The sequence below is a fragment of the Algoriphagus sp. TR-M9 genome (assembly GCF_027594545.1).
In the GTDB taxonomy this organism is placed as follows: Bacteria; Bacteroidota; Bacteroidia; order Cytophagales; family Cyclobacteriaceae; genus Algoriphagus; species Algoriphagus halophytocola.
Genome location: NZ_CP115160.1, coordinates 1466446 through 1491777 on the forward strand (window position 1 = coordinate 1466446; position 25332 = coordinate 1491777).

Here is a 25332-nt window from a genome sequence, read left to right on the forward strand (position 1 = left end):
TTTTAATGCTAGTTTCAATAATCACCCCGGTACATAATGCTTATTCGCATATAGAAGATACCATTCAATCTGTACTGAACCAGACTTTTTCGGATTGGGAGTTGATCCTAGTCGACGATTATTCTACTGATCGGGGAATGCATATTTTGAATAAATATGAGCAATTGGATTCCAGAATTCATATCTACGAAAACTCCTATAACCTTGGCGCTGCCCTCAGTAGAAATAGGGGGATTGAAAAAGCACAGGGGCGTTATATTGCATTTTTGGATAGTGATGACTTATGGGAACCCACCAAACTGGAAGAGCAAGTGAAGTTCATGCAGGATAATAACTATGCCTTTACCTTTACAGGTTACCATAAGTTTCGGGAGACGGAGATCATAGGTGAGCATGAAGTGCCTGCAAAGGTTACGCATGAGGAGCTACTGAAAACTTGTTCCATAGGTTGTCTTACGGCCATGTATGACACGGATCAGCTTGGCAAAGTATATATGCCTGAAATTTCCAAAAGGCAGGATTTTGCTCTTTGGCTGAAAATCCTCAAAGAGATACCTTATGCGTATGCCATACAAAAACCTCTGGCAAAATACAGGCTCAGGGGCGATTCCATTTCTGGAAACAAACTGAAGGCAGCTAAGTACCAATGGAGAGTTTATCGAGAGTTTGAGCATTTGAATTTTTTTCAGTCTTGTTATTACTTCTCCCATTACGCAGTTTTTGGGGTGCTTAAAACTTACCTGCACAAAGCAAAGAAATAGTCTTGTCAGCCATTCTTATATCAGTCATTATCCCTGTCTATAGAGATTGGACTCGTTTGAAGATTTGCCTGGATGCACTGGAGGAGCAAATTGATCCTACTGGTTTTGAGGTGATTGTAATTAATAATGATCCAACAGACCAGACCACATTGACAAGGCCCTATTCCTTCCCGCTGGCTATAAATATAGAGGGGAAACCAGGGTCCTATGCTGCAAGGAACAAGGGACTTCAAAAGGCAAAAGGTGAAGCGCTATTATTTACAGATTCGGATTGTATCCCTGACCGTGACTGGATAGCGGAGGCGAAAAAAATAACTCAAAGCAATCCGCCTGGGCTATTTGCTGGGAAAATTGAGCTGTTTTCTGAGTTTTCCAATCGGTATGTGGAATTTGAAAAGGTATTTGCGTTTCCCAATAAAAACTATGTAGCTACTCAGAATTTTGGGGTAACTGCAAACTTACTGGTACATAGAGAAGTACTGAGAAAAATTGGAGGGTTTAACGCCAGCCTTATGACCGGAGGCGATGCGGACTTTTGCAATCGTGGAGTGAATGAAGGTTTTCCAATCCTATACTGTCCAGAGCTCAAGGTGGGGCATCCAGCTAGAGGTAGTTGGCAATCGTTTAGAACTAAAGCGTTACGTTTCGGGGGAAGATTACCAGCCAGTAACAATTCTTTTATTATGTGGTTAAAGCTATTAGGCAAGTTCAGAATAAGAAAAGACGACATAGCGCTCATCAGTAGTCTTCCTGGAATTAGTTTTTCTCAGAAAGTTGATTTTTTCTTTATCAAGCAGCGCATGAGGTGGGTGGAAGCTATGGAGTCAGTGAGAGTTTATTTGGGTAAAGATCCAGGCAGAAAGTAGTGGTTATAAAGGAGATGGGGAATATTTATATTAATACGAGTGGGGAGAGATAGCTTTTCGATCAAGCATATTCGAGGGATTCTACTGATTCTATGCTTATTAAACCTTTGTTATACAGGGGATGCCCAAATTCTAAATGCAGACACACCGGTTTTAGAGGAATTTTTGAGAAGAAAGCAGCTTCAGGGAGAATATTCTGCTGATTATTCATTCCAGCTAAGGCCTTTTTTTTTATCGCCAAAAGATTCCAACGAATCCGTTCAAACTGTATTAAATTATTGGAAGGGAGAGAAGCCAGTAGAAAAAAAGAATGTCCAGTTCAGGTTCCTGCCATTAATAGCTACCACGGAAATCAATACCAAAATGCCCTACGGATGGGGCAATAAACTCATGGTTCCCAATGTAGGTTTGCAGACCTACCTTAGTACCGGTTTTTATGCACGGTTTCACCTGCTTGAAGTCCAGTTCCAACCTGAATATATTTTTGCGCAGAACAAATCCTACCAAGGGTTTGGAACGAACTTTACCAGCAGACAGAAATATGCCAGATTTTTTTATTGGAACAATGGAGATAATCCCGAAAGGTTTAGCGATCAAGCCATTTCAAAATTTTGGTGGGGGCAGTCCAGTGCCAATTTAGTAGCGGGTCCCATAGCGTTGGGAATTTCTACCCAGAATATTTGGTGGGGTCCAGGACAATTTAATTCATTGATATTTAGCGACAATGCACAAGGCTTTCCGCATATACATCTAACTACAAGAAAGCCACTGCGTACTTTCGCGGGTAATTTTGAGGCTCAGGTTATTATGGGCCGCCTGGAAAATAGCGGTTTAGCGCCCAGTCAAAATGAGGAATACAATAGTATGTATTTTAGGAAGTTTGACGGGGACTGGCGATACCTGAATGGAATGCACATCACCTATAATCCGTCTTTTTTACCAAATTTGTTTTTAGGATTTAACCGTACATTTCAGCAGTACAACAAGTATAGGGTAAAGGATTTTGATGGGTATTTCCCTATTTTTGAAGTCTTCCAGAAAAAGACACTTTTTGAAAATGGCAATTCCGTAATTTATGACAGTAATGGACAGGATCAGCAAGTCACTGTTTCATTTCGGTATTTGGTGCCAAAGGGTCAATTTGAAATTTACGGCGAATTTGGTAGGAGAGACCACTCCTACGATTGGAGGGATTTTATCTTGAATCCTGAGCATGCGAGAGCTTATTTATTTGGATTCCAGAAAGTTTTTGGCCTGTCAGAAAAAGACGAATACATACAAGTAAGGGGCGAGCTGACCCATCAACAAGAATCTGTAAATCGATATGCAAGGTATCCGGGCCTGATCGGAAACCAGACTTGGCACACCCATGGACTGGCCAGAGGATTTGTGAATTATGGACAAACTCTTGGCGTAGGTAGTGGCGTAGGATCGAATGTGCAAACTTTGGAAATAGCTAAGGTCAAGGGATTAAACAAAAGAGGGATACTTCTGGAACGCTTAGAAAATAACCAAGACTTCTTTTACCGTTCCTTTGGACAAGTAGAGAGTAGACGCCCTTGGATTGATTTCAGCTTAGGTCTTTTATGGGATCAGCAGTGGAACAACCTTATTATCAGCGGGAAAACGCAGCTAATCAAAAGCTTTAATTATCAATGGGAAAAAGGAGATGGTGGATCAAGTGATTTTCCACAGGGATATAACCCCTTTGCATTTTATGGATCTGTTGATTTGATCTATAGAATAGGCGGCTCTAAGAATTAATTCTTCATTTTTTTTCTTACAAATTCTGTTAGTTTTGCCCTCTATTTGAAATGAGTAATTTTGGTACTCATTTAGATCAAATTAATCTTTTTATTTCAGAGCTAAGCCTACTTCCAAGCATTGTGATTGATGAGGCAAGTAGTTCTTTTTTGAGCATTCTAGGGCTAAGTTTTGGGACTGACAGGGCGAAGCTGTATCTCGTAAATGATGAATTATAAGGAAACTCTGCTGCTGCGAATTTTCCTCCAAACAATTAACATTCAATGAATCAAGAGTTAGAAAATATTAAAATTGCTGTCATTGGCTTAGGCTACGTAGGTTTGCCCCTCGCAGTAGAATTTGCAAAAAAATATCCTACGATCGGTTTTGATATAGATCAGAATCGAGTAGAAGAACTGAAAGCAGGAAGGGACAAAACGCTTGAAGTTGAGGACGAAATGTTGCAGGCAGTTCTTGCCAAAGATAGTTCTAGCTTAGCTTTAACTGGGCTGTATCCTACAAATGATTCTCAGGATCTTGCAGATTGCAATGTTTACATAGTCACTGTCCCCACCCCAACAGATAGGCATAATCGTCCGGTACTGACGCCCATGTTGAAGGCATCTGAGAACATCGCCAAGTATCTGAAGAAAGGCGATGTGGTGATCTATGAATCTACGGTTTACCCAGGAGTGACCGAGGAAGAGTGTGTGCCTGTATTGGAGCAGAGATCAGGGCTGAAGTTCAATGAGGACTTTTATGCTGGATACTCGCCAGAGCGCATAAACCCTGGGGACAAAGAGCACACCGTAGCTAAGATTCTGAAAGTGACTTCAGGTTCTACTCCAGAGGCTGCTGATTTTGTAGACAAGCTCTACCAAACGGTAATCACTGCTGGCACACATAAAGCTTCGTCCATTAAAGTAGCAGAAGCGGCCAAAGTAATAGAAAACTCCCAGCGGGATATCAATATTGCATTTGTAAATGAGCTTTCGAAGATTTTTAACTTGATGGATATTGATACCAATGAGGTGTTGGAAGCGGCAGGCACCAAGTGGAACTTTCTGAAATTCAAACCGGGGTTAGTAGGAGGACATTGCATAGGCGTAGATCCATTTTACCTGGCACAGAAGGCGCAAGAGCTAGGCTATCATCCCGAAATCATTTTGGCAGGCCGCCGGCTTAATGACAGTATGGGCAAGCATGTGGCTACAGAGGTAGTCAAACTAATGATGCGCAAAGATCTCAAAGTGATTGATGCAAAAGTGTTGATTTTAGGCTTTACTTTTAAGGAAGACTGTCCAGATGTGAGGAACACCAGAGTGATCGATATCTACCGCGAGCTAAAAACTTACGATATGGAAGTGGACGTCTATGATCCATGGGCAAATGCAGAGGAAGTAATGCATGAGTATGGGGTGGAGATCATTTCCGGTGAAAAACTTGAATTGGTTTCTTATTCTGCCGTGATTTTGGCAGTAGCGCATAAGGAATTCTTGAATTTTCAAATCGAAAAATCTGATCAACAAGTGGTTTATGATGTGAAAGGGGTTTTGAAGAAGGGGCAAGTAGATTCTCGGCTCTAATCTATCTTTTTAATAAGTGTTCCCATATACAGTATATGTTTATCTTTGAGAATAGAGACCTCATTAGGAGCATTCAATGATCCAAGTAGTCAATACGCATAATTTGAATCAGATTTATTCTTTTTTAGGAATATTGATGGTGATTTTTATGCTTTTGCCTGATGTAGTGAGGGGCCAAGTTTCTATATCAAGAGAGGGATACCCATATTGTGAGCCTTTTATTGGAACTATAAATGATATTAGAAGACCAGATGTTACACATTTTGGAAACGGAGCTGGTCCTGGTAATCTGGCAGCAGCCCTGACGGGACAATCTATTCGTCTAACTGGAAATTCGGCATATCAAGATGGATATGTTTATCTAGACTTGCCGTTTTCACCTGAGTATGGTATTAAGGTCTCTTTTGAATACCTTAGTTATGGAGGAGATGGAGCGGATGGCATTGTTTTTTTTATGTTTGACGGTGAATATGGGAATTTTCCACCTTCGTTACCTTTTAACATTGGTGGGTTTGGAGGTTCATTAGGTTATGCTCCTAGGATCTCAGGATCAGTAACTCAACCGGGATTGTCAGGGGCATACATTGGCGTAGCTTTAGATGAGTGGGGTAATTTCATTAGCTTGGAATCAACTCCGCCGAATAAGCCAAATGGTCTGGGACCCAATCCCAAAATTCCTGGATATATGAGGTATCCTCACACTGTAGGAGTTAGAGGTCCAGAAGTTGATGACTATAAAGTTTTTGATTATGAGGAAGTTAATATTGCACCTAGACCAGTTGCAGATCAATTTACTATAGATACTGGCCCAGTTCCTGGCTTGACATGCTCAGATCCAGAATATCGAAAAGTGTATGTTAATCTTTCCCCACGTGCAGATGTAGGCTACGATTTAACCGTCGATATTCGAGTAGGTGGGGTAGTTTATAGAGTTATTGGTCCAACCCATTATAATTTTGATGCTCCAGAGAATATAAAATTGGGCTTTTCTGCAGCCACGGGTGAAAACATGAATTTCCATGAAATCCGAAATCTTGCAGTAGACGTGTCAAAAGTTGAGGAGGCTCAGAGGCCTGTAGGTTCTGACGAATTCTACAGGACATGTGTAGATGAAGAGCTAGAAATTGTGATTGATGTGGATTTACAAAGCTCCAGTAAGGCTTTTATTCAATGTGTACAACTTTATGACGAAAGCCTGGATATTAACAATCTCTCTGCTCCTTGGAATACTTTTTCATCTGATATAGATCACACTCAATGTGGTCTTACACCTATTTGTGAATCATGTAATAGTAATTTAGATCCAATATCTTCGAGTTTGGGGACTTTTGAGGCTAGCATTTCCGATTTAAATGATGGTAACTTTGATGATTTGCGAGATAGAGTTGATGTGATATTTACTCCTAATCCTGGAGCTACCGGCAGATCAAAGATTTATTATACCGTAACAGATAGTTATGGGCTGACATCAAAGCCTAAGGAGTTGGTGGTAGTTATTAACCCGATTCCGGAATTCCTTTCAGAACCTGTAATCGAATTACCCACTTGTGATGGTCAAAATGACGGTAAAATTACAGCAGAAGTGGGGAACCTGATTCCTGGATTCGAACACTTTTGGTTATACACTAATACTTCAGGAGTAGAAACTAATTTAGGAGAGGGAATTGTGATTGGTAGTGTTGTCGCGGATGGTGAATCTGCTACATTCGAACTTGAAGGAGTAAATGTTGGGCAATACATCCTTGTAATCAGAAATCCTTTGGAAGATGGAGATGATGGTTATTGCGAGGACCAGTTAATTATTCCCCTTATTGAGGATGAATTGGGAACACCTGTTACAGTCGAGGATGATACTTTTTTAGTTTGTGAAGGTGAAACGGTCACTATTGTTCCTGAAGTGGACCCCATTTACCTTAATGGTATTACCCCTAAATTCTTATGGTATAAGGATGCTGCGAAAACTCAACCAATTACTTCCAACCCAGGAACTCCAGCTGCGGATGGATTTACATATGAAATTAATTCTTCAGGACATTTAATTGTCGATGGCCTGCTTTCTCAATCAGGCAATCCTTTCACATATAACTATTATGTTGAATTGGATGTGGATCGTTCTGGTAGTCAGAATATTTGTTCCATTTTAGGAGATTTAGAAATTGCAGCCACTGTCACAGTTTACCCAGCAGTAACTTTTGATCTACCTGTAGTGCAAGATGATTGGTGCTTAGGTAACAATGGCAGTATAGAGATTGTGTTTAGAAGAGGAAACGAAGTCCTAACTCAGTATACCTTGTTTGATGAAGCAGGAAATGAAATTAGGCCATTACAATCAACAGGACTTTTCGAAGGATTGTCCAAAGGTAAATATACTGTTGCAGGTACGTCAAACAATCCTGATTGTGAGCAACTATATGATTTCGAAATTCTTGGTCCCGAAAACACGCTAGAATTAAATGTAACTACTGTTACAGATCCAAGTTGTGAACTTGACAATGGATATGTCTCCTGGCAGGTAGCGGGCGGAAATGGAACCTATGAATTTGTTTCTATTACAGGCTATCCAGGACCTAGTCCTCCAGCGGTAAACCAAATTGGAGCAGATGTTTTCGAAGTGAATAACTTGATATCAACTCCTTCTCCTTATACGCTCACTCTGACTGTCAAAGATGCGCAGGGCTGTGAAATTAGTTCAGACCAAATTCTGACCCCTCAGGTTTTACCTATATATGAGGTGACCAGTTCCACTGTTTGTATTAATGAGACTGCTTCTTTGACTGTAAATATACTTGAAGTTGGAAGCCCTGATCCTAATACTCAGTTTAAATGGTATTCCGACGCTTCAGCCACTCAGGAGATAGGTGGAGCTAATTCCAATCCTTGGGGAATCACCTTTACAGTTGACCCTGTAAATGGCACCCTTTCAGCCTCTGACTTTCCTGATTCCGATATACAGCAGACTTTTGATGTCTATTTTAAACCTACGATTAGTCCTGCTAGTTCTACAACCCCTGTAGTATGTGATTTGCCGATTTTGCCAGCCACAATTACCGTAAATCCACTCCCGATTATAGAAATTGTCAGAGCTCAGTCAGCTTCATGTTTTGGAGGTAGTGATGGCCTGATAGAAGTAAATATAACCAACGGAAGCCCTTCAGATTTTGAGTACATGATCGACGGTTTGACAGGGTATCAGTCCAGTCCCTTATTTAATACTGGAATTACTGAGGGAGATTATACGATCAGAGTAAGAAATACTGCTACTGCCAGTCAATGCGAAAATACCATTGAGGTGCAACTGGTAGACCCGGAGCAACTCATCTTAAATGTGACTCAAGAAGTAGATCCTTCCTGTGGTATTGACAATGGGCAATTGGCCTTTGAGGTCTCGGGTGGAACTCCTCTTGCAGCTGGAGGCTACACCATTACTATCAATGGGTATGCTCTAAGTACATTTAACCCAACTGAATCAACTTCAAATTCTTATTTAATTGAAAACCTTCCTGAAGGAACCTATACAATCGAGGCAATTGACGCAAATGATTGTCCGGTGCAGTCAAGTCTTTCCCTTACAGCACAGGTTTTACCCGAGTATTCTTTGCAGGAAACTGAAATATGTTTGAATGAATCAGCTAGCATAATTCCAGTAGTCGAAAATCCCGGAACGCCTGATGCCGCACCAGTTTTCCGCTGGTTTAAAGACGCAGGAGCAACAGATGAAATTCTAACTGGAGATGATGCTGCATTAGGGCTAACTTTCAGTGTGAACAATACTACAGGACAGCTTGATGTAAGTAATATTGCTAATGCTGGAACCTATACCTTCTACTTGAAGCCAGATATATTAAATGCCTGTCAGCTAGAACCTATTCCTGTTACTTTAACGGTTAACCCTATCCCTGAAGCTGACTTTGATCCTGTTTCACCATTATGTTTTGGTGAATCCAATGGAAGCTTAGTTCTTGCTTCTGGAGGTTCTTCTGATTACTCCTATTCTATAGTGGGAAGCCCTACTTCGTTTGATATTGCATCCAATTCATTTCAGGGATTGGCAGCGGGAGATTATACGATTAGAATTACCAATGATTTAACGGGTTGTTTTCAAGAAATTAATAAAACTATTGAACCAACACCTGAACTTTTAATTTCATTGATATCCATTAAGGATCCCACTTGTGGAGCTATAAACGGTGAGATTTCGTTCGAAGTTCAAGGTGGTACTCCTGATTATGTACTTAGTGTAAACAATCTGCCTATAGCAGATTTTAATATGGTTCAATCCGGATCTATATATACCATAAGTCAACTTGCTCCAGGCTCCTATAATATCAAATCTGTGGACAGTAATGATTGTGAGAGAACCTTGCCATCTATTACCCTGGAAAATAATGATGGTATCGCAGTAGATGTTACACCATCTGATTATGTGATTTGTGCAGGGGTTTCTGCAGAACTATTACCTGATATTCAGGCGCCAGCGGGTACTCTCTTTGCAATAACATGGTTTAAAGATTCAAGTTTCACTGAAGAAATTTTTAATGGTGATCAGGAAGGTGCTTTAACCTATTCCATATTGCCAGACTTCACATTGTCAGTAACTGGGCTTTCTGCTGGGCAATACACCTATTATGCTAAGTTAGAAGGTAGTGGTGTATGTACTATTGATTCAGAATCTACTGTGGAAGTATTGGCGCCTTTAGAGGCGACTTTAACTCCAACTTCAGTGATTTGCTTTGGAGATGCAAATGGAACACTTACAGTAGAGAATTATTCTGGTGGAAGTGGAACCTTTGAGTTTAGCGTCGACGGAACTAATTGGCAGGCTGAGCCAGTATTCGAAAACCTTGCTACCGGAAATTACACACTCAGCATGCGCGATACCAATGGAAATGCGAGTTGTTTATTTACTGAAACATTTACCATTGATTCCCCTGCAGGCCCAATTCAATTAGATAGATTTAACACATTTGCGACTAGCTGTGGGGAAGATAATGGTGAGATTCTCGATGTTTTGATTTCTGGTGGTTGGGGTAATTACACGTTTAAATGGACCAAAGATTCTCCAACAGGTACGGAGGTTACTGGCACGATCAACAAGGTCGATAATCTTTCTGCTGGAGATTACTTCCTAACAATAACTGATTCTGAGGGATGTTCTGAGGTTTTTGAATTTGAAGTAGGAACTGCTCCTGACCCAGAATATACCATCACTCCGCCAGCTCAGGTATGCTTTGGCGAACAAGTAAAGCTCGAAGCTGTTCACAAACCTGGTGACCCAAATGCACCTTCAGCTCGCACCACAATTGCTTGGTATAAAAACCCTAATCAAAGTGGACTAATAACAGACGGACCAGATCCGGCTAACTCTGATATCAGCTACACCATTGTAGAAGACCCAAATAACTTTGTGAATTCCACACTGGAAATTGACGGATTGCCTGCTGGTGAATATACCTACTATTTATATGTAGAATGTACTGGGGTGGAGATTCCCGTGACTTTTGAAGTATTTGAATTTCCTGTTCTCACAATAGAAGGAGAAAAAGAAAGTTGCTTTCAAGCTGCTGATGGTAAAATCATAGTTACAGGTGATATAGAGCCTGGAATGATTTTCCAAATAGGAAGCAACGCGTATACAGCAACAGAATTAGCCGCTGCAACTTTTGCTCCGGGAGACTACACCTTAGAGGTTCAGGGAGCAGTTTGTTCTCAATCTTTCCCGGTATCCATAGAACCTGCATTGGAAATAAAAGCGGCTTTAGTAGATTCTAAAAATGCAGCCTGTGGTTTGCAGGACGGTTTATTGAGCTTTGAGTGGGAAGGAGGGGCAGGACCTTATGAAATTTCACTTACACCTTCTACTGGGAATCCTATTTCGCTGACAACATCTGACCTATCATACACCTTTGAAAATCTGGGACAAGGCACCTATACTTTTGCGATTTTAGACGCAGAAGGTTGCTTATATACCATGTCTACACCTGTTTCAGTTGAAAATGGTCCTTCAGAAATAGTTGTAGATCCTGTTTATTCCAGTTGTGATGGCAATCCTATTTCTATAACTCCTCAAGTCAATCCGTCAAATGGTGATGCGGTGTTCACTTGGTATATGGGATCAATTGGCAGCGCAAATCTTATTTCTGATGGTCAAGTTATAAACGGAGTCATATTCAACCTAAATGCGAGAGGTAACATAAACATGCAGGGAGTTACCTTAGCAAATGCACCATTCAAACTTTGGGTTACTGTAGATGGTGATGGGATTTGCGCTGGAGATCAAAAAGAAATTTCAATTCAGGTATTTGGTAACCCTAAGGTGCAGGTGACACCAATTCCAGAGCTATGTTTTGGAGATGGAGGAAGTCTTGAACTAGAAATCCCGGATAATCAGAACTTGGAATTTAGCCTGAATGGTGGACCTTTTGTATCCTATCCAAATTCGATTATTGAGAACCTTGCTTCAGGAATCTATACTTTGGAAGCACAGAATCCAAGTGGGTGTATCGTGGAAGTGGGAACCTTTACTGTTGCTGGCCCTGCCGCTCCATTAGAAATCCAAGACTTGACTGCAATTGGAGCTACCTGTCTCAGCCCGAATGGAAGGTTATTTGGAACTGCAGCTGGCGGAACCGGACCTTACAACTTGACAGTTGAGGGACCAGCTGGAGCTGTTGCCTCCTCGGATATAGTCTGGAATGGAAATGATTTTAATGTGGAAAACTTACCGCTTGGATCATACATAGTAACACTGACAGATGCAAACCAATGTTCGGTTACTGCCGATGGCTTAACAATTACCAACGAACCGCTGAAAGTCATAGCAGATGACCTGACTATTTGTGAAGGAGAAGATGCTGTTCTTACTCCTCGTGTACAAGGTGGTCAAGGAGGCGGACTCACCTTCTCCTGGTTTAAAGACAGCGAAGGACAGGATCGAATTCCAATAGGTAGTAGTACGGATGGAAATATCACCTATAATCTCACCCAAAATGGTGTTCTCACTATTTCAGGATTAGATTTAGTAAACTCGCCATATAGATACTATGCGGAATTAGATCTAAATGCAGCATGTAGCAGAGATCTGGATGAGGCAATAGTAACAGTCAAATCCATTCCTACTTTAAGAACCAGCAACCCTTCCCTGATATGTGACCCTACTCAAACTGTAGATTTGTCCTTATATATTGAAGGATACGATCCTAACACCTATGACTATGAGGTTCTTGATGGTGATGACAATAAAATGCAACTAGATGAAATAAGTACTGTTTCTCAGACTGGGGTTTATAAGGTGAGAATGAAGGAAAAAAATTCTGACTGCTTCACTGCTACAGAGCGTATTTTAGTGCGAATTGCAGAAGTTGAACTTGTAGCCTCATTTGAGTATAATATTGAAGTAGTACCTGGCCAAACTGTCACAAATTCTCAAGTTGGAATTGGTGATGAAGTGATGTTTAGTGACTTAAGCCAGGGAAACCCTGTGAGATGGGAGTGGGACTTTGGAGATGGAAATACTTCAACAGAGGCTTCCCCTAATCATATTTATGAGGAATTAGGAGTTTTTATAGTAATTCTTAGAACTTGGGATGATCTTGGTTGTGAAAGCACAGCAGTAATGGAATTGGAAATAATTGATAATTTTGATATTAAGTTTCCCAATGCTTTTACTCCTGATCGAACAGATGGAAAAAATAATTTCTTCTTCCCTAAATTTAGAGGTATAGTATTTTTAAAGGTTTATGTTTTTACTACCTGGGGCGAATTGATCTATGAGTCAAACACTTTAGAGGATGAGGGTTGGGATGGTACATTCCGCGGAAAGCCAGCAATCAATGGTAACTATGTATACAGGGGGAAATATAGGAGTAGGGGTGGTTTTGAAGGAGAAACTTCTGGCGTTTTTGTTTTAATTAGATAATTTTGCACACCGTATTTGACACACTTTAAAAGATATGAATATTACTACTAGCTCAAATAAGAGAAATTTTGTTTCAAAACTATTTTTTCTTTTACTCTCCATTTCGTTGATTTCTTCTTGTATTCCAAATAGGAAAGTCCTTTATCTACAAAATGAAGATAATGACCCAAGCCTACAATCAGGAAATAGAATACCTTACCACATGGTAGAGTACGAACTGCAATACAATGATATTGTAGATGTACAGGTGGTTACCAATGATGAAATTATCCAAAATGGTTTTAGCATAACAAGAATGGAGACCAATCAAAATTTTGGTATGCAGCAAGGACAAGGCGGAGGAGATGTATATTACATGACAGGGTATTCAGTGGACGAAGAAGGAATGATTGAGCTGCCTCTCCTGGGAAAGGTAAAAGTCGGAAACTTGACACTAGATCAGGCTAAAGAACAGATAAGAGAGCAATTAAGCAATTACATCAAGTCAGATTTCTATGTTAGAGTTAAGCTTGGTGGTATACGCTACAGTGCTTTGGGCGAATTTAAAAATCCTGGAAAATACGTAGTTCTTCAGGATAGAATGACAATTTTCGAGGCAATCGCCAATGCGGGAGATTTGACTACCATAGCTAAAAGAGATAAACTATTGCTGATACGTCAGTATCCAGACGGGAGTGAAGTATTTGAAGTTGATCTAAACGACAGAAGTCTTTTGAACAGTGATTTTTATTTTATTCGTCCAAATGATCAATTATATGCTGAGCCTTTAAAAGTCAGAGAATTAGGTGCGGGTGAAAATGCTGCACAATCGCTTACACTGTTAATATCTCTGTTTACTTTTGCCGCTTTAATGCTTAATCTTACTAAGTAATTCTAATGTCGACCAATCAGAATAATACCCCATTTAACTATCCTGTATTCACAGTATCAAAATCGAGAGAAGATTTTGACTTGAGAGCCATCATTCTCAGTTACTTTAAGTACTGGAAATGGTTCCTTTTTAGTGTTTTATTTTGTGTTGTAATAGCCTTTCTTTTCAACAAATATACTCTCCCCGTATATGTGGTAAATGGTACGGTTGTACTAAATGAGGAAAAACCAGATATTACCGCAGACTTGTTTAGCTCTGCAGGATTAGTTAATAGTAAAATGAACACCCAAAATGAGGTGTGGATTTTAAAGTCCTTGTTTCTTGCTGAAGAAGCACTTAAGGATTTAAATTTTAATATTTCTTATTTTAGAGAAGGAACTTTCCAAAAAACCCAAATTTACGGAAATACTCCAGTGCTGGTAGAGGTAGATTGGAAACACCCTCAGGTCGTAGGAGGGATGTTTAAACTAAAAATTATAGATGACTCAAGGTTTCAGTTACAGGTAGCAGAAGAAGAACTTTCTGTTTATAATCCAAACGATCCTTTTTACAATAGTAACCTGTCCGACCAGAATGTTTTTGATGGCCAATATCATTTTGATTCATTGATTGTGAGTGACTTTAACAAATTTACGATCAAAAATGCAGGGGCACTTCCCGGAGAAGAAATATTTTTTTCAATTTCCGACACTCCTTCTCTTGCTTTACAAATGGCGGATGAACTGAATGTCCAGCTTGTGGATGAAAAATCGTCAATATTGTCTCTCTCGCTACGCACAACTATCAGGAAGAAAGGTGAAAATTATCTGAATAATTTGATGGATGCCTATCTGGACAGAGAATTAGCAGAAAAGAATAGAGCATCAGATGCTACCATATTGTTTATTCAAAATCAACTAAGCGGCATTACAGATTCCCTTACATTTTTTGAGAATAGACTACAGCAATATAGAACAGATAACAAAATTTTCAATCTAAGTGAGGAAGGGTCGCGTGTATATGACAATCTATTAGAGCTGGAGAATGAACGAGCAAAGGCTGAAATATCCCTAAGGTATTACAATCAACTTAAGCAATATTTGGACAGAGAAGATTTTGATGCATTAATGGCTCCATCCATAGCAGAAATGGATAACAATTTGTTAACTACTTTGGTAGGAAACTTAATTGAACTGCAGTCTGAAAAAACCAGGCTTACTGCAAACTTTAAAGATGAAAATCCTGCGGTGCTAGAAATCAACCGTAAAATTGAGAATACAAGGAAAGTCCTGTCAGAGAATGTCAATTCTGCCATATCTAATATTAATGCAACCATTAATCAACTTTCAGATAGAATTAACACTATAGATGGTGAAATCAATCAGTTGCCAGAAACAGAGCGGAGGTTACTGGGAATACAGAGACAATTTGAGATTAATGAATCCATCTATGTTTATCTTCAGGAGAAGTTATATGAGGCTCAAATTACAAAAGCTTCAAATTTCCCAAAGAATTCTATTCTGAACACTGCTAGGTCTAGTTTAAGCCCCGTTTTCCCAAAGAAATCTATTAATTTAATCATTGGATTCTTTGTCGGACTTGGAATTCCGTTCTTATTTATTACTATCAGAACTTATTTTAACAATAAAGTTGACGATCCTCGTTTTCTCGAAAAACATCATGATATTCCTTTCCTAGGAATTATTGGTAAATCGAGTTTAGATCATTCTCGGGTGGTACTTGAAAACCCTAAATCAGGGGTTACGGAATCGTTTAGATCGCTGCGTTCTGATATGTCCTACCTCGTACCAGAAAAAAGTAACGTTGTGATTTTATTTACTTCCTCTATTTCTGGAGAAGGAAAAACTTTCTGTGCTATCAACATGGCTTCTGTCTATGCACTTTCTGGTAAAAAAGTGATTCTCTTAGGCTTAGATCTTAGAAAACCTAAAATTGCGCAGGATTTTGGACTTGAAAACAAAGTAGGAATAAGTACCATACTAAGTAATAAGATGGATTGGAGAGAAGCCGTTAAAAATAGTGGCTATGAAAATCTAGATATTCTTCTTTCTGGTTCTGTGCCACCAAATCCTGCAGAATTAATACTCCAAGATTCATTTTCGAAGATGATGGAGGAAATAAAGCAATCCTACGACATAGTTATCATGGATTGTCCTCCGGTAGGCTTAGTTTCTGAAACCAAGGAATTGTTTAAATATTCGGATATAAACATCTTTGTTTTCAGGCATAAATATTCGGATAAATCTAATGTCAAAGTCGTAGAGAGCTTAAGAGAAAAAGAGGAGCTCAAGAAAATTTATACTATTCTTAATGATTTCCAAGTAGACCATAGATATGGTTATGGCTACGGCTATGGTTATGGTTATGGCTACGGTAAAGATTACGGTTATTATCAGGAAGAGAAAACAGGTCCTTTAGGTCGGCTTCTGGGTAAAAAGAAATAGGATCAAACCTATATTATTGAATATTTTGATCTTGTTTTGAGAAAGATTTTAATAATCTCACCGTCTTTTGCCCCGCAATCATTTGTTGGTGGTGTTCGTACTACCATGTTTGCGAAGTATCTGACATTGATTGGTTGGGAGGTTTGGGTCATCACTCGGGTGATTCCTACTGATGATCAGGTGATGAACAGTGGAATGAAAGTCCATTTACCTTTCGCTTTAGAGAAAAGAATAATCAGAATAAACAATCCATCGGAGTCTGAATACATTAAAACAAGAAATTGGCGATATAGAATCAGGGATTTCTTTTTTCCAGAGTATTCTTCCCCACCAGGATTTCTAGATCTCGCTATTCCTATTGGAAGGAATTTGGTGAAGTCACATAATTTTGACATTATCTTAGCTTCTGTGCCCGATCAATGGGGTGTAACTCTGGGGCAGAAGTTAGCCCAAAAATCTTCCAGCAAATTTGTGGTAGACTTCAGGGATATTTATGAGCAGGAAAAATCGGAACCTCGTACGGCTCAAGAAAAGCTTCATATCTGGCGAATGTTATGGAGAAGAAATATAACCAATCGTAGTTCTGATCTAAATATTACGGTTTCTCAATTTCATCGAAAAACCTTGGAGAATAAGCTAGGTAAAAGGGCGGAAGTGATTTATAATGGATATGATGATGAAATTTTCATTCCTCTTCAATCGCAGAGATCTGCTTCAAGGTTTACCATATCCTATTTAGGGAGGATTTTAAGTAAATGGTATCATAATCCGGCCATATTTTTTGAAGCTCTCAATGAATTGAAAAGAGAAGGATTATTAAGTGAAAATGAGCTCCAGATTAATTTTTATGGTGTTAATCCAAAAAAACTTTCAGACTATATCACATCCGAGAATAAGGAATTTCTCCATTTTCTGCCAAGAGTAGAGACCTCAGAAGTTCCAAAAATCATTAACGATAGTCAAGCTTTATTACTCATCACTAATCAAGGGAGGGAAGGGGTATTGACAACAAAGTTTTTTGAATACGCGGGTGTACAAAAGCCAATTCTCTGTGTGCCTGGTGATGGTTCAGAATTGGATTCCATGATTCGATCTGAAAATTTTGGAGTTTGTATTGATTCTGTCCAAGCAATGAAAAAGTATTTAATGGACTCAATAAATAAATGGAAATCAGGTGTTTGGCCGAGTCATCTTGATACCCAACCTGAATTCTATACTAGGAAAAACCAAGCAGTTATTTTATCAGATTTATTAACATCTCTTGTCCAGTAAAGTCAAAATCGTAGGTATAGGTATTCCATGTTTATTAGTGGGAGGAACGGAAATCCAAACTCTTAATTTGGTAAAGGCCTTAGTGCTGGAGGAATATCAGGTTACTGTTATTTGTTATTTTGAGCATGATGCTTATATAGTTGATGAATTTAGAAAAATTGGGGCTAAGATTGTTCTCTTAGAGTGGGATAGAGCCATTGGGGCAATATCCTTCATTCATAAACTAGCTTCCGAACTTAAGAAATTTTCCTTTGATATATTTCATGTTCAATATGTGGCACCAGGAGCACTGCCAATAGTAGCAGCCAAATTTGCAGGGGTTGGAAAAATTTTGGCCACCGTTCATCAGCCCAAAACAGAATCTCACGGAAAGTTTGCTGGATTGATTCTAAAGACTGCGTCCGTAGTCTGTGATGTTTTTCTTTCCGTTTCAAAAAGTACGGAAAAATCTTGGTTTGGCAGTAGCCATGTTTTTAATAATAATATAGCTTATAAAAAGCTACCTAAGCACTGTACTATATACAACACACTAGATACCAAATATATAGATAGCCGCTTAAAAGACCTCAGTACATTGTATGGAGATGAGAAATCATACCGGATTGGGACTGTTTGTAGATTGGATTATGTTAAAGGAGTTGATATTCTGATCAATGCTTTCAGTATTGTGAAAAAAGATGAGAAATCCTCTTTAAAATTGCTTATCTATGGTGAAGGGCGGGATGAAGGTCGGCTTAGAAAACTAGTAACTTCATTAGGTTTAGACGAAAGTGTAGTATTTTGCGGGAAATTATTACCAGCAGATGTGATCTCGGAAACTGCTCATCTCGATATAGTGGTAGTTCCGTCCCGTTTTGAAGCATTCGGGCTATATGCTGCTGAGGCAATGTATATGAAAAAGCCAGTAATCGCATCTGACGCCTTTGGTTTAGCAGAAGTAATAACTCATGGAAAGACCGGTTTATTGTTCCCCATTGGGGATACAGCTACTTTAGCTGATCAAATAAAATTGCTCCTTTGCAATCCTCGCCTTAGAGTTTCTCTAGCAGAAGAAGGTAGAAATTCCATAAAGTCCCGTTTTGATTTTGAACATTATCAGAATAGTATTGCAGGGCTTTATCGTTTGATGTAATTATAATATCTTTTATGGTGATTTATCAAATTAAATATCAGACTAGTGTCTCATTTTGCGAACAAATAATTCTTTTTTTAGGGTGAGACAGTTAGTTGCCTTTTTCAGTATTCGCACGGAGATTCCGGATAAGAACTTTAAACTTTTGTTTAATACGATCTTCTTTTGCTCTTTCCTTCCTTACCTTAATTCTATTATTCCAGTACTCCCAAGTCTTTTTTTTGGTTTTAACTGGACCGGAATTGCTTGGATTATTTGCCTATTGGTTACGATATATTTGTTGTTCACCATGCAGGACAGACCACTTTTCCCGTTGGTTAATTGGATTTTCTGGATAATCTGCCTCATAATAGCCCTATCAGTAGATTTTTCATTTATAGGTTTGCAGCTGACCATCCAATATATTTTACCAATCATGGTGGGGTTGGTAGCCTCCTCGTTTACATATTCATGGCCTAAATTCTTTTGGGCATTTCAGCAGTTTTCACGGTTGATTATAGTAGTCTTCGCCGTGTTTGTAGTTTATAAAGCACTTACAGGTTATTCTCCACATATGGCCTCTACGCCTATGCTTTTGTATGTAATGGCGACAATATCACTTGGATACTATTATGTTTTTGGCGAAAAGAAATTTTTAGTAATATTTTTGATCCTCTTTCTGATGCCCTTTCTATCTGTCACCAGGATGGCTATTTTGGTATTTGTTTCGTCGTTTGTAATACATTTTTCTAATCAAAGTGTTTCTTCTAAAATTCCATATGCATTATTGGGATTAATTCTATTTGCTATAGTTTTTAGCTCGGAATCATTTCAGAAAAAAACCTTCTATGATGGAGAGGGAGAACTTTCTGATATTAGTATTAATTACTACGAAAGCAATAGTGGGTTTAATACCAACGGACGTACCGCGTGGCAACGAGGACTCGAGCCTGGGTTGGCCGCAAATCCAATTTTCGGTAACGGTCCTCGGTCGGATAATGCGGTGTTAAGTGAACTGGCGGGTGAGTCTTCGGCTGAAGCGCATAACGATTATTTGTCTGTGCGATATAATTATGGTTGGGTAGGATTAATTTGCCTGCTTGGTGGCTTTGTCTCAACGTTTGTACAACTTTTGAAACTGTACTTTAAAGATACGATTTCTATTTTCAAAGTACTTATAGGTTCCACTTTGACTCTGTTCGTAGGCTTTCTGTTTTTTATGTATTCTGATAATATTCTGAAATACACCATTTTCTTTCCTAATTATTTTTTCGCAATGGTAGGTATTACATATTCGGCTAGCAAAAGAGGACTTTCCTATTTATAACTATGATGATTTCCTTGATTATTCCTTTATTTAATAAGGAGGATACTATATTGAAGACGCTTGAGTCGGTTTTTGATCAAATCGAATGTCCTGATGAAATTATTGTAGTAGATGATGGAAGTGAAGACGCTTCGCGCGAACTAGTATTGAAGGTGAATCATCCGCTGATCAAGCTGGTCAGCCAACCTAACCAAGGAGTTTCAGCTGCGAGAAATAGAGGTGTACAAGAAGCTGCTTTTGATTGGGTTACATTTTTAGATGCTGATGATCAATGGGACAAGGAGTTTTTGAAAGAAATTCGCCATTTACACAGTCTTTTTCCTGAACAAGAAGTGTTGGCTACTTCCTATAAGTTCTTCTACCCATCTGGCAAGACTGAATTGGCTGTATTAAACCATGTTCGATTTAAAGAGAAGCAAGGGGTAGTAGAAAACTATTTTGAAGTAGCCGCATCTTCTCATCCACCAATTAATTCTTCAGCGATAGCGATTAAAAAGCAGGCTTTGTTAGATGTAGGAGGATTTCCAGTTGGAATTAAATCGGGTGAAGATTTAATCACTTGGACAAGACTCATGTTGAGGCATCAGCTGGCTTATTCTACTCGACCTCTTGGTAAATACATCTTTCATATAGCAAATGAAAGAGCTTCCAGTATTCGTGAGACTGATAATGATCCCGTAGGAAGGGAAATGCTGGACTTATTGCCATTTGCACAGCGTGCTGGTAAAGTAGGGTATAGTCTTTATTTAGGTAGGTGGTTGAAGAGTAAAGGCATTTTACTTCTAGAGGTTGGTAAGAATAAACATGCCAGGAAAAAGTTTATTCAATCTTATGCCTATTCAGGAGAAAGGTTCAAATTAACTGTCTTACTAGGGGTGTCTATTTTGCCAGTGCCGATTTCCAAAAAGCTAATTTCTAAAATATATCAACCAGGTTAAATGAAAATTCTTTGGGTCAACCCATCTTTTTTGGATTACAGAGTTCCTTTATATCATGAATTAAATGAATGTTTGAGCGGGGATTTTCATGTTCTATTTTCGAAAAACCGAATACCAGAAAGGGTGATTAGGAAAGTAGAAAGTGCTTTAGGGGGGAATTCACACGGGATGGAGGGGGAGCGGTATCTAAATCTTGGGAGACAGGGCGAGTTTTCTAATCAGGGAGTACAAATACCATTCCAGCAAGGCCTATTAAAGGCTATTAGGGATATACGACCTGACATTATTATCGGAGAAGGATTTTTTCAATGGACTCCTTTAGTAGCTTTTTATGCCAGAAAAAATAAAATCCCTTTTTGGCTTGCCTATGAGAGGACTCATCATACTGAAAGAAATTGCCCTTTTTGGAGAAAAAAATATAGAAGCCTTATCAGCTATTTTGTTAATGGGTATTTGGCTAATGGTAGTCTAACTACAAAATATCTAAAAGAAGACATTAAGACTGGTGATAAGCCCATAATAGAAGGGTGTATGTCTGCGGATAGTTCAAATTTGGCAAGTAGAATTCAAAAACTTGACTCCCACGCAACTAAGCTAGAAAAGGCTGGTCTTAATTTTTTGTTTGTTGGACAGTTTATCCACAGAAAGGGAATTTTAGAGCTTTGCGAAGCTTGGGTTAGTCATTCCAAAATACATCCAGAAGACACTTTAACTTTGATTGGGGATGGAGAATTGAAAATTCAGGTTGAAAATAATTATTCGTTGGTAGAATCCATTAAGATCGTAGGACCAGTGGATTATGATATTATCCACAATTTTTATGCTGCTGCTGATGTTTTTGTAATGCCTACCCTAGAGGATAACTGGAGCTTGGTAGTACCTGAAGCCATGGCCTGTGGCCTACCAGTAGCTACAACAATTTATAATGGCTGCTACCCAGAGTTGGTCAAAGATGGAGTAAATGGGAAAGTGTTTGATGTTTTGAAAAAACATTCAATTCTAAATATGCTTGATTATTTTCACGCCCAAGATCTAGAAAAAATGGGGAATGAATCTAGGGCTATGGAGGCAGAGTATTCTCCTTCAAAAGTAGCTCTTAGAATCACCCAAGGTATACTTACGAATAGTAGTCAATCGAAATATCAAGAATAAGCATGCACATAGTTTTTGTATCAAGGGAATATCATGATTCAAAGAGGGGAGGGGGTATAGCGACCTACCTACATGATCTCATTTCTATGATTTTAGATCATGGACATCGTGTGACTCTAATCACTGCCTCTGACGATACGAGAACCCAATCTATTGAAGTAGAAGATAATTTTACTAAAATAAATTTGGAAGGAGGAGATTTTATTATCCCTCAGGTAGAGCCAGGGTTCACTCAATTGAAGAAGTTCAGGATTTTCTTTCGCTTCTTTTCCTATCGTTTACGAGTATTACGGGAAGTATTGAAACTAAAAGATGTGGATGTGTTAGAGGTTTCTGAATTCGGAGCTGAATCTGTTTTTTTTAAGAACTTTGACTTCCCAGTCGTTTATAGGTTACAAACATCTAGTTTGCTAGATCGGAGCAATGGAGGTGTCTTTAAATTCCAACCCAAACTTATCCCAAACTTCTTTACAGGATACTTTGAAAAAAGAGTGCTGTCAAATGCTGATTACCTTACTTCCTGTTCCTATAGCTTGAAAGAATGGACATCAAAATATTTTAATATTCCAGCAAAGAAGATAGAAGTGTTATATAATCCTATCAACCTCAAAAAGTGGAAGTTTGACAGAAATGCAGAATCCTTAAATGAGCCTAAAATACTATATGTAGGTACAGTATCCTATGAAAAAGGGGTAGGTGAATTGGTGAATGCTTGCAAAATACTCAGAAGTAAAGGCTCAAGACTTACACTTACAATTGCAGGCAAACTTGGGAATTATGGAAATCATTTACAGTCCGAGTTAAAAGAAGAATCTTGGTGCCAGTTTCTCGGTCATGTTACCAAAAAAGAGTTGGTAACAATCTATGAAACACATTGTGTGGCTGTATTTCCTTCTCACTGGGAAGCCCTGGGTTTGGTGACTTTGGAGGCTATGTTTTCAGGTGCGTTGGTTATAGGTAGCCAAGAAGGAGGTATGAGTGAGTTAATAGATGATGGAGAGACAGGCTTTTTGATTAAACCTAAAGCTCCAGAGGATCTGGCAATAAAAATTGAGAAAGTTCTTGATCTTCCACTTCACGAAAAGAAAAGAATTTCCACTAATGCAAAACAGCAGGTGATAAAACGTTTCTCAGATAAAGAAATAGTTCCACAGTTTATTTCTTACTACGAGCAAATTGTGAATGATTTTAAGCTAAAGCAAAACAAAAATCTTAGCACATAGCTTTTTGACATTTAATGGCTTCCGGTTTTCGTTTCTCCAGTTTAAACATACATAGAATAAATCGTTTGTTTCAATGTGTCTGATTTTTGAAGAATAGCGAAACTCTAAAGTGAAAAATTATAAAATTATAGTTTATTCCTATGTTTTATTTAAACAAGCTGAGGAAATACATTCCTTTTGGTCTTAGAACAAATTTGATTTAATGCCTAAAGTTTTATTTTTATTAGCTGTCCCCCCTCCAATTCATGGAGCCTCAGTGATGGGTAAATATATCCAGGATAGTAAGGTGATCAATGAATCGTATCAGATCTCTTATATCAATCTGAATACTTCTACTTCTGTAGAGGAAATAGGGGGGGCTGGCCTAAGAAAGTATTTTCGAATAATAGGACTATTATTTAAGGTTTTTATTCAGCTTATTAGGCTCAGACCTCATTTTACATATATGACCCCCACTGCTGGAGGTATGGGGTTTTATAAGGACTGGCCATTAGCTATGTTATGTAAACTTTTCTCCAATCGCTTCATTATTCATTGCCATAATAAAGGGGTTGTGAATTTTCAGAGTAATGCATTGGATGATTGGTTGTATAGAAGGTTTTTTCATAAGACGGATGTTATCCTTTTGGCAAAAGAGCTATTTTCAGATGTTAGTAAGTATGTCAGCAAGGAAAGGCTTTATATCTGTCCTAATGGCATTCCTGATCCTGAGCCTAATCTTAAATTCAAAAGATTAGGAAAAACTGAACCGCTCAAAATTCTGTTTTTGTCCAACCTAATTCGTGAAAAAGGTATTTTTGACCTATTACATGCAATAGCACTAATTAAAAATGAATCCATACCAATTCATTGCACAATAATAGGTGGAGAGGGAGATGTATCTAAACAAGAACTTCTTAATGAAGTATCGGAGCTTAATTTAGATAAAGAAATAACATATTTAGGAAAAAAGTACGGTAAAGAAAAGCATGAGATAATCCAGGCTTCTGATGTTTTCGTATTTCCAACTTACTACCGTAAAGAGTGTTTTCCCTTAGTAATACTAGAGGCAATGGCATTCGGACTCCCGGTGATCACTACCGATGAAGGGGGGATTCGATCGATTATTAATAATCGAATAAATGGATTGATTGTAGACTCAAACGCTCCAGGAAAATTGGCAATAGCTATTAAGGAATTAGCAGAAAATGAAGAATTAAGACTTTTTCTAAGCCAATCAGCAAGGAAGGACTTTACTCAAAATTTTACTTTGGAAAAGTTTGAAGAAAATTTTTTGAATAGTATTAATAGAATTATAAAAACAAACTATCAAGTTTAGGTAATGGAAATAAGGTTTAAAGATTACATATTACAGACCCAATTACCAACCTCATGGATTGAAGGAAAAAAATGTGTAATAAACACCATAAATCCACACTCATACTGTATTGCAGAAGAGGATCCTGAATTTAAAGAGGCGTTAATTACTTCGGATATTCTTATACCTGACGGTGTGGGAATTGTGCTTGCAAGCAGACTTTTGTATGGGATAAAAATCCCTAAAGTAGCAGGTTATGATTTGCATTTACATTACCTAGACCTGCTCAATCAAACTAGGGCTAAAGTCTTTTATCTGGGCTCAACAGATTCCACTTTAGAAAAGATAAGGAAGAGGTTAATAAAAGAATATCCTTTTATACAATTCTACAGTTACAGTCCTCCTTTTAAGCCGGTATTGGATGATCAGGATAACTCACGCATCCACCAAATAATTAATGAAGTAAAGCCGAAAGTTTTATTTGTGGGTATGACAGCTCCCAAACAGGAAAAGTGGGTTTACCAAAATAAAGATATACTAGATGTCAATATTATATGTTCAATCGGAGCTGTCTTTGATTTTTACTCTGGCAACATCAAAAGACCTAGTAAATTTTGGATTGATCTAGGACTAGAATGGTTACCTAGGTTACTTCATGAACCAAGGAGACTTTGGAAAAGGACATTTATTTCCAGTCCTAAATTTTTACTTTACTTAATATCTTCCAAATTTTCAGCTCCATCCTAACTCTTCATGTAGGATTAGTCAAGCTCCTCTCAAACTTAATCTATTGTTTAAAGATAAAATTACGATAATGACTAATCTT

Annotated in this window: 15 protein-coding genes; all 15 read left to right on the forward strand. The window is 38.5% G+C overall.

The annotated features are described in order from the left end of the window. Positions 1-5: 5 nt before the first annotated feature. The 15 genes from PBT90_RS06485 to PBT90_RS06555 all read left to right on the forward strand — a co-directional run bounded on the left by PBT90_RS06485 (position 6) and on the right by PBT90_RS06555 (position 25253). Positions 6-761 (forward strand): glycosyltransferase family 2 protein, encoded by a 756-nt coding sequence (locus tag PBT90_RS06485; protein WP_264809566.1) that lies wholly within the window; start codon positions 6-8, stop codon positions 759-761. Between the two features lie 2 nt (positions 762-763). After that, positions 764-1627, forward strand: a complete 864-nt coding sequence (locus PBT90_RS06490) for a glycosyltransferase family 2 protein (protein WP_264809567.1) — start codon at positions 764-766, stop codon at positions 1625-1627. 39 nt (positions 1628-1666) lie between these two features. Continuing rightward, a complete protein-coding gene (locus tag PBT90_RS06495) occupies positions 1667-3391 on the forward strand; it encodes a capsule assembly Wzi family protein (protein WP_270132235.1) in 1725 nt (574 codons plus the stop codon). 263 nt (positions 3392-3654) lie between these two features. Then, positions 3655-4956: a nucleotide sugar dehydrogenase gene (locus PBT90_RS06500; protein WP_270132237.1), complete on the forward strand. Its 1302-nt coding sequence runs from the start codon at positions 3655-3657 to the stop codon at positions 4954-4956. A 76-nt stretch (positions 4957-5032) separates the two neighbouring features. Then, positions 5033-12871: a PKD domain-containing protein gene (locus PBT90_RS06505; RefSeq protein ID WP_270132240.1), complete on the forward strand. Its 7839-nt coding sequence runs from the start codon at positions 5033-5035 to the stop codon at positions 12869-12871. Between the two features lie 34 nt (positions 12872-12905). Beyond that, positions 12906-13742 carry a polysaccharide biosynthesis/export family protein gene (locus tag PBT90_RS06510; protein ID WP_264809571.1) on the forward strand — a complete coding sequence of 279 codons (837 nt, stop codon included), beginning with the start codon at positions 12906-12908 and terminating at the stop codon, positions 13740-13742. Positions 13743-13747: 5 nt separating this feature from the next. Beyond that, positions 13748-16186 carry a GumC family protein gene (locus PBT90_RS06515; protein ID WP_264809572.1) on the forward strand — a complete coding sequence of 813 codons (2439 nt, stop codon included), beginning with the start codon at positions 13748-13750 and terminating at the stop codon, positions 16184-16186. 36 nt (positions 16187-16222) lie between these two features. Next, positions 16223-17458 (forward strand): glycosyltransferase, encoded by a 1236-nt coding sequence (locus PBT90_RS06520; protein ID WP_264809573.1) that lies wholly within the window; start codon positions 16223-16225, stop codon positions 17456-17458. After that, a complete protein-coding gene (locus PBT90_RS06525; RefSeq protein WP_264809574.1) occupies positions 17448-18590 on the forward strand; it encodes a glycosyltransferase family 4 protein in 1143 nt (380 codons plus the stop codon). Before PBT90_RS06520 ends, PBT90_RS06525 begins: the two co-directional genes overlap by 11 nt. Before the next feature lie 289 nt (positions 18591-18879). Continuing rightward, positions 18880-19896 carry an O-antigen ligase family protein gene (locus tag PBT90_RS06530; protein ID WP_264809575.1) on the forward strand — a complete coding sequence of 339 codons (1017 nt, stop codon included), beginning with the start codon at positions 18880-18882 and terminating at the stop codon, positions 19894-19896. 2 nt (positions 19897-19898) lie between these two features. After that, positions 19899-20834: a glycosyltransferase family 2 protein gene (locus PBT90_RS06535; protein ID WP_264809576.1), complete on the forward strand. Its 936-nt coding sequence runs from the start codon at positions 19899-19901 to the stop codon at positions 20832-20834. After that, positions 20835-21986 carry a glycosyltransferase family 4 protein gene (locus tag PBT90_RS06540; RefSeq protein WP_264809577.1) on the forward strand — a complete coding sequence of 384 codons (1152 nt, stop codon included), beginning with the start codon at positions 20835-20837 and terminating at the stop codon, positions 21984-21986. 2 nt (positions 21987-21988) lie between these two features. Further along, positions 21989-23209, forward strand: a complete 1221-nt coding sequence (locus PBT90_RS06545) for a glycosyltransferase family 4 protein (RefSeq protein WP_270132247.1) — start codon at positions 21989-21991, stop codon at positions 23207-23209. A 202-nt stretch (positions 23210-23411) separates the two neighbouring features. Further along, positions 23412-24527, forward strand: a complete 1116-nt coding sequence (locus PBT90_RS06550) for a glycosyltransferase family 4 protein (protein WP_264809579.1) — start codon at positions 23412-23414, stop codon at positions 24525-24527. A gap of 3 nt (positions 24528-24530) precedes the next feature. Then, positions 24531-25253, forward strand: coding sequence for a WecB/TagA/CpsF family glycosyltransferase (locus PBT90_RS06555; protein WP_264809580.1), 723 nt, complete (start codon positions 24531-24533; stop codon positions 25251-25253). Positions 25254-25332 lie beyond the last annotated feature (79 nt).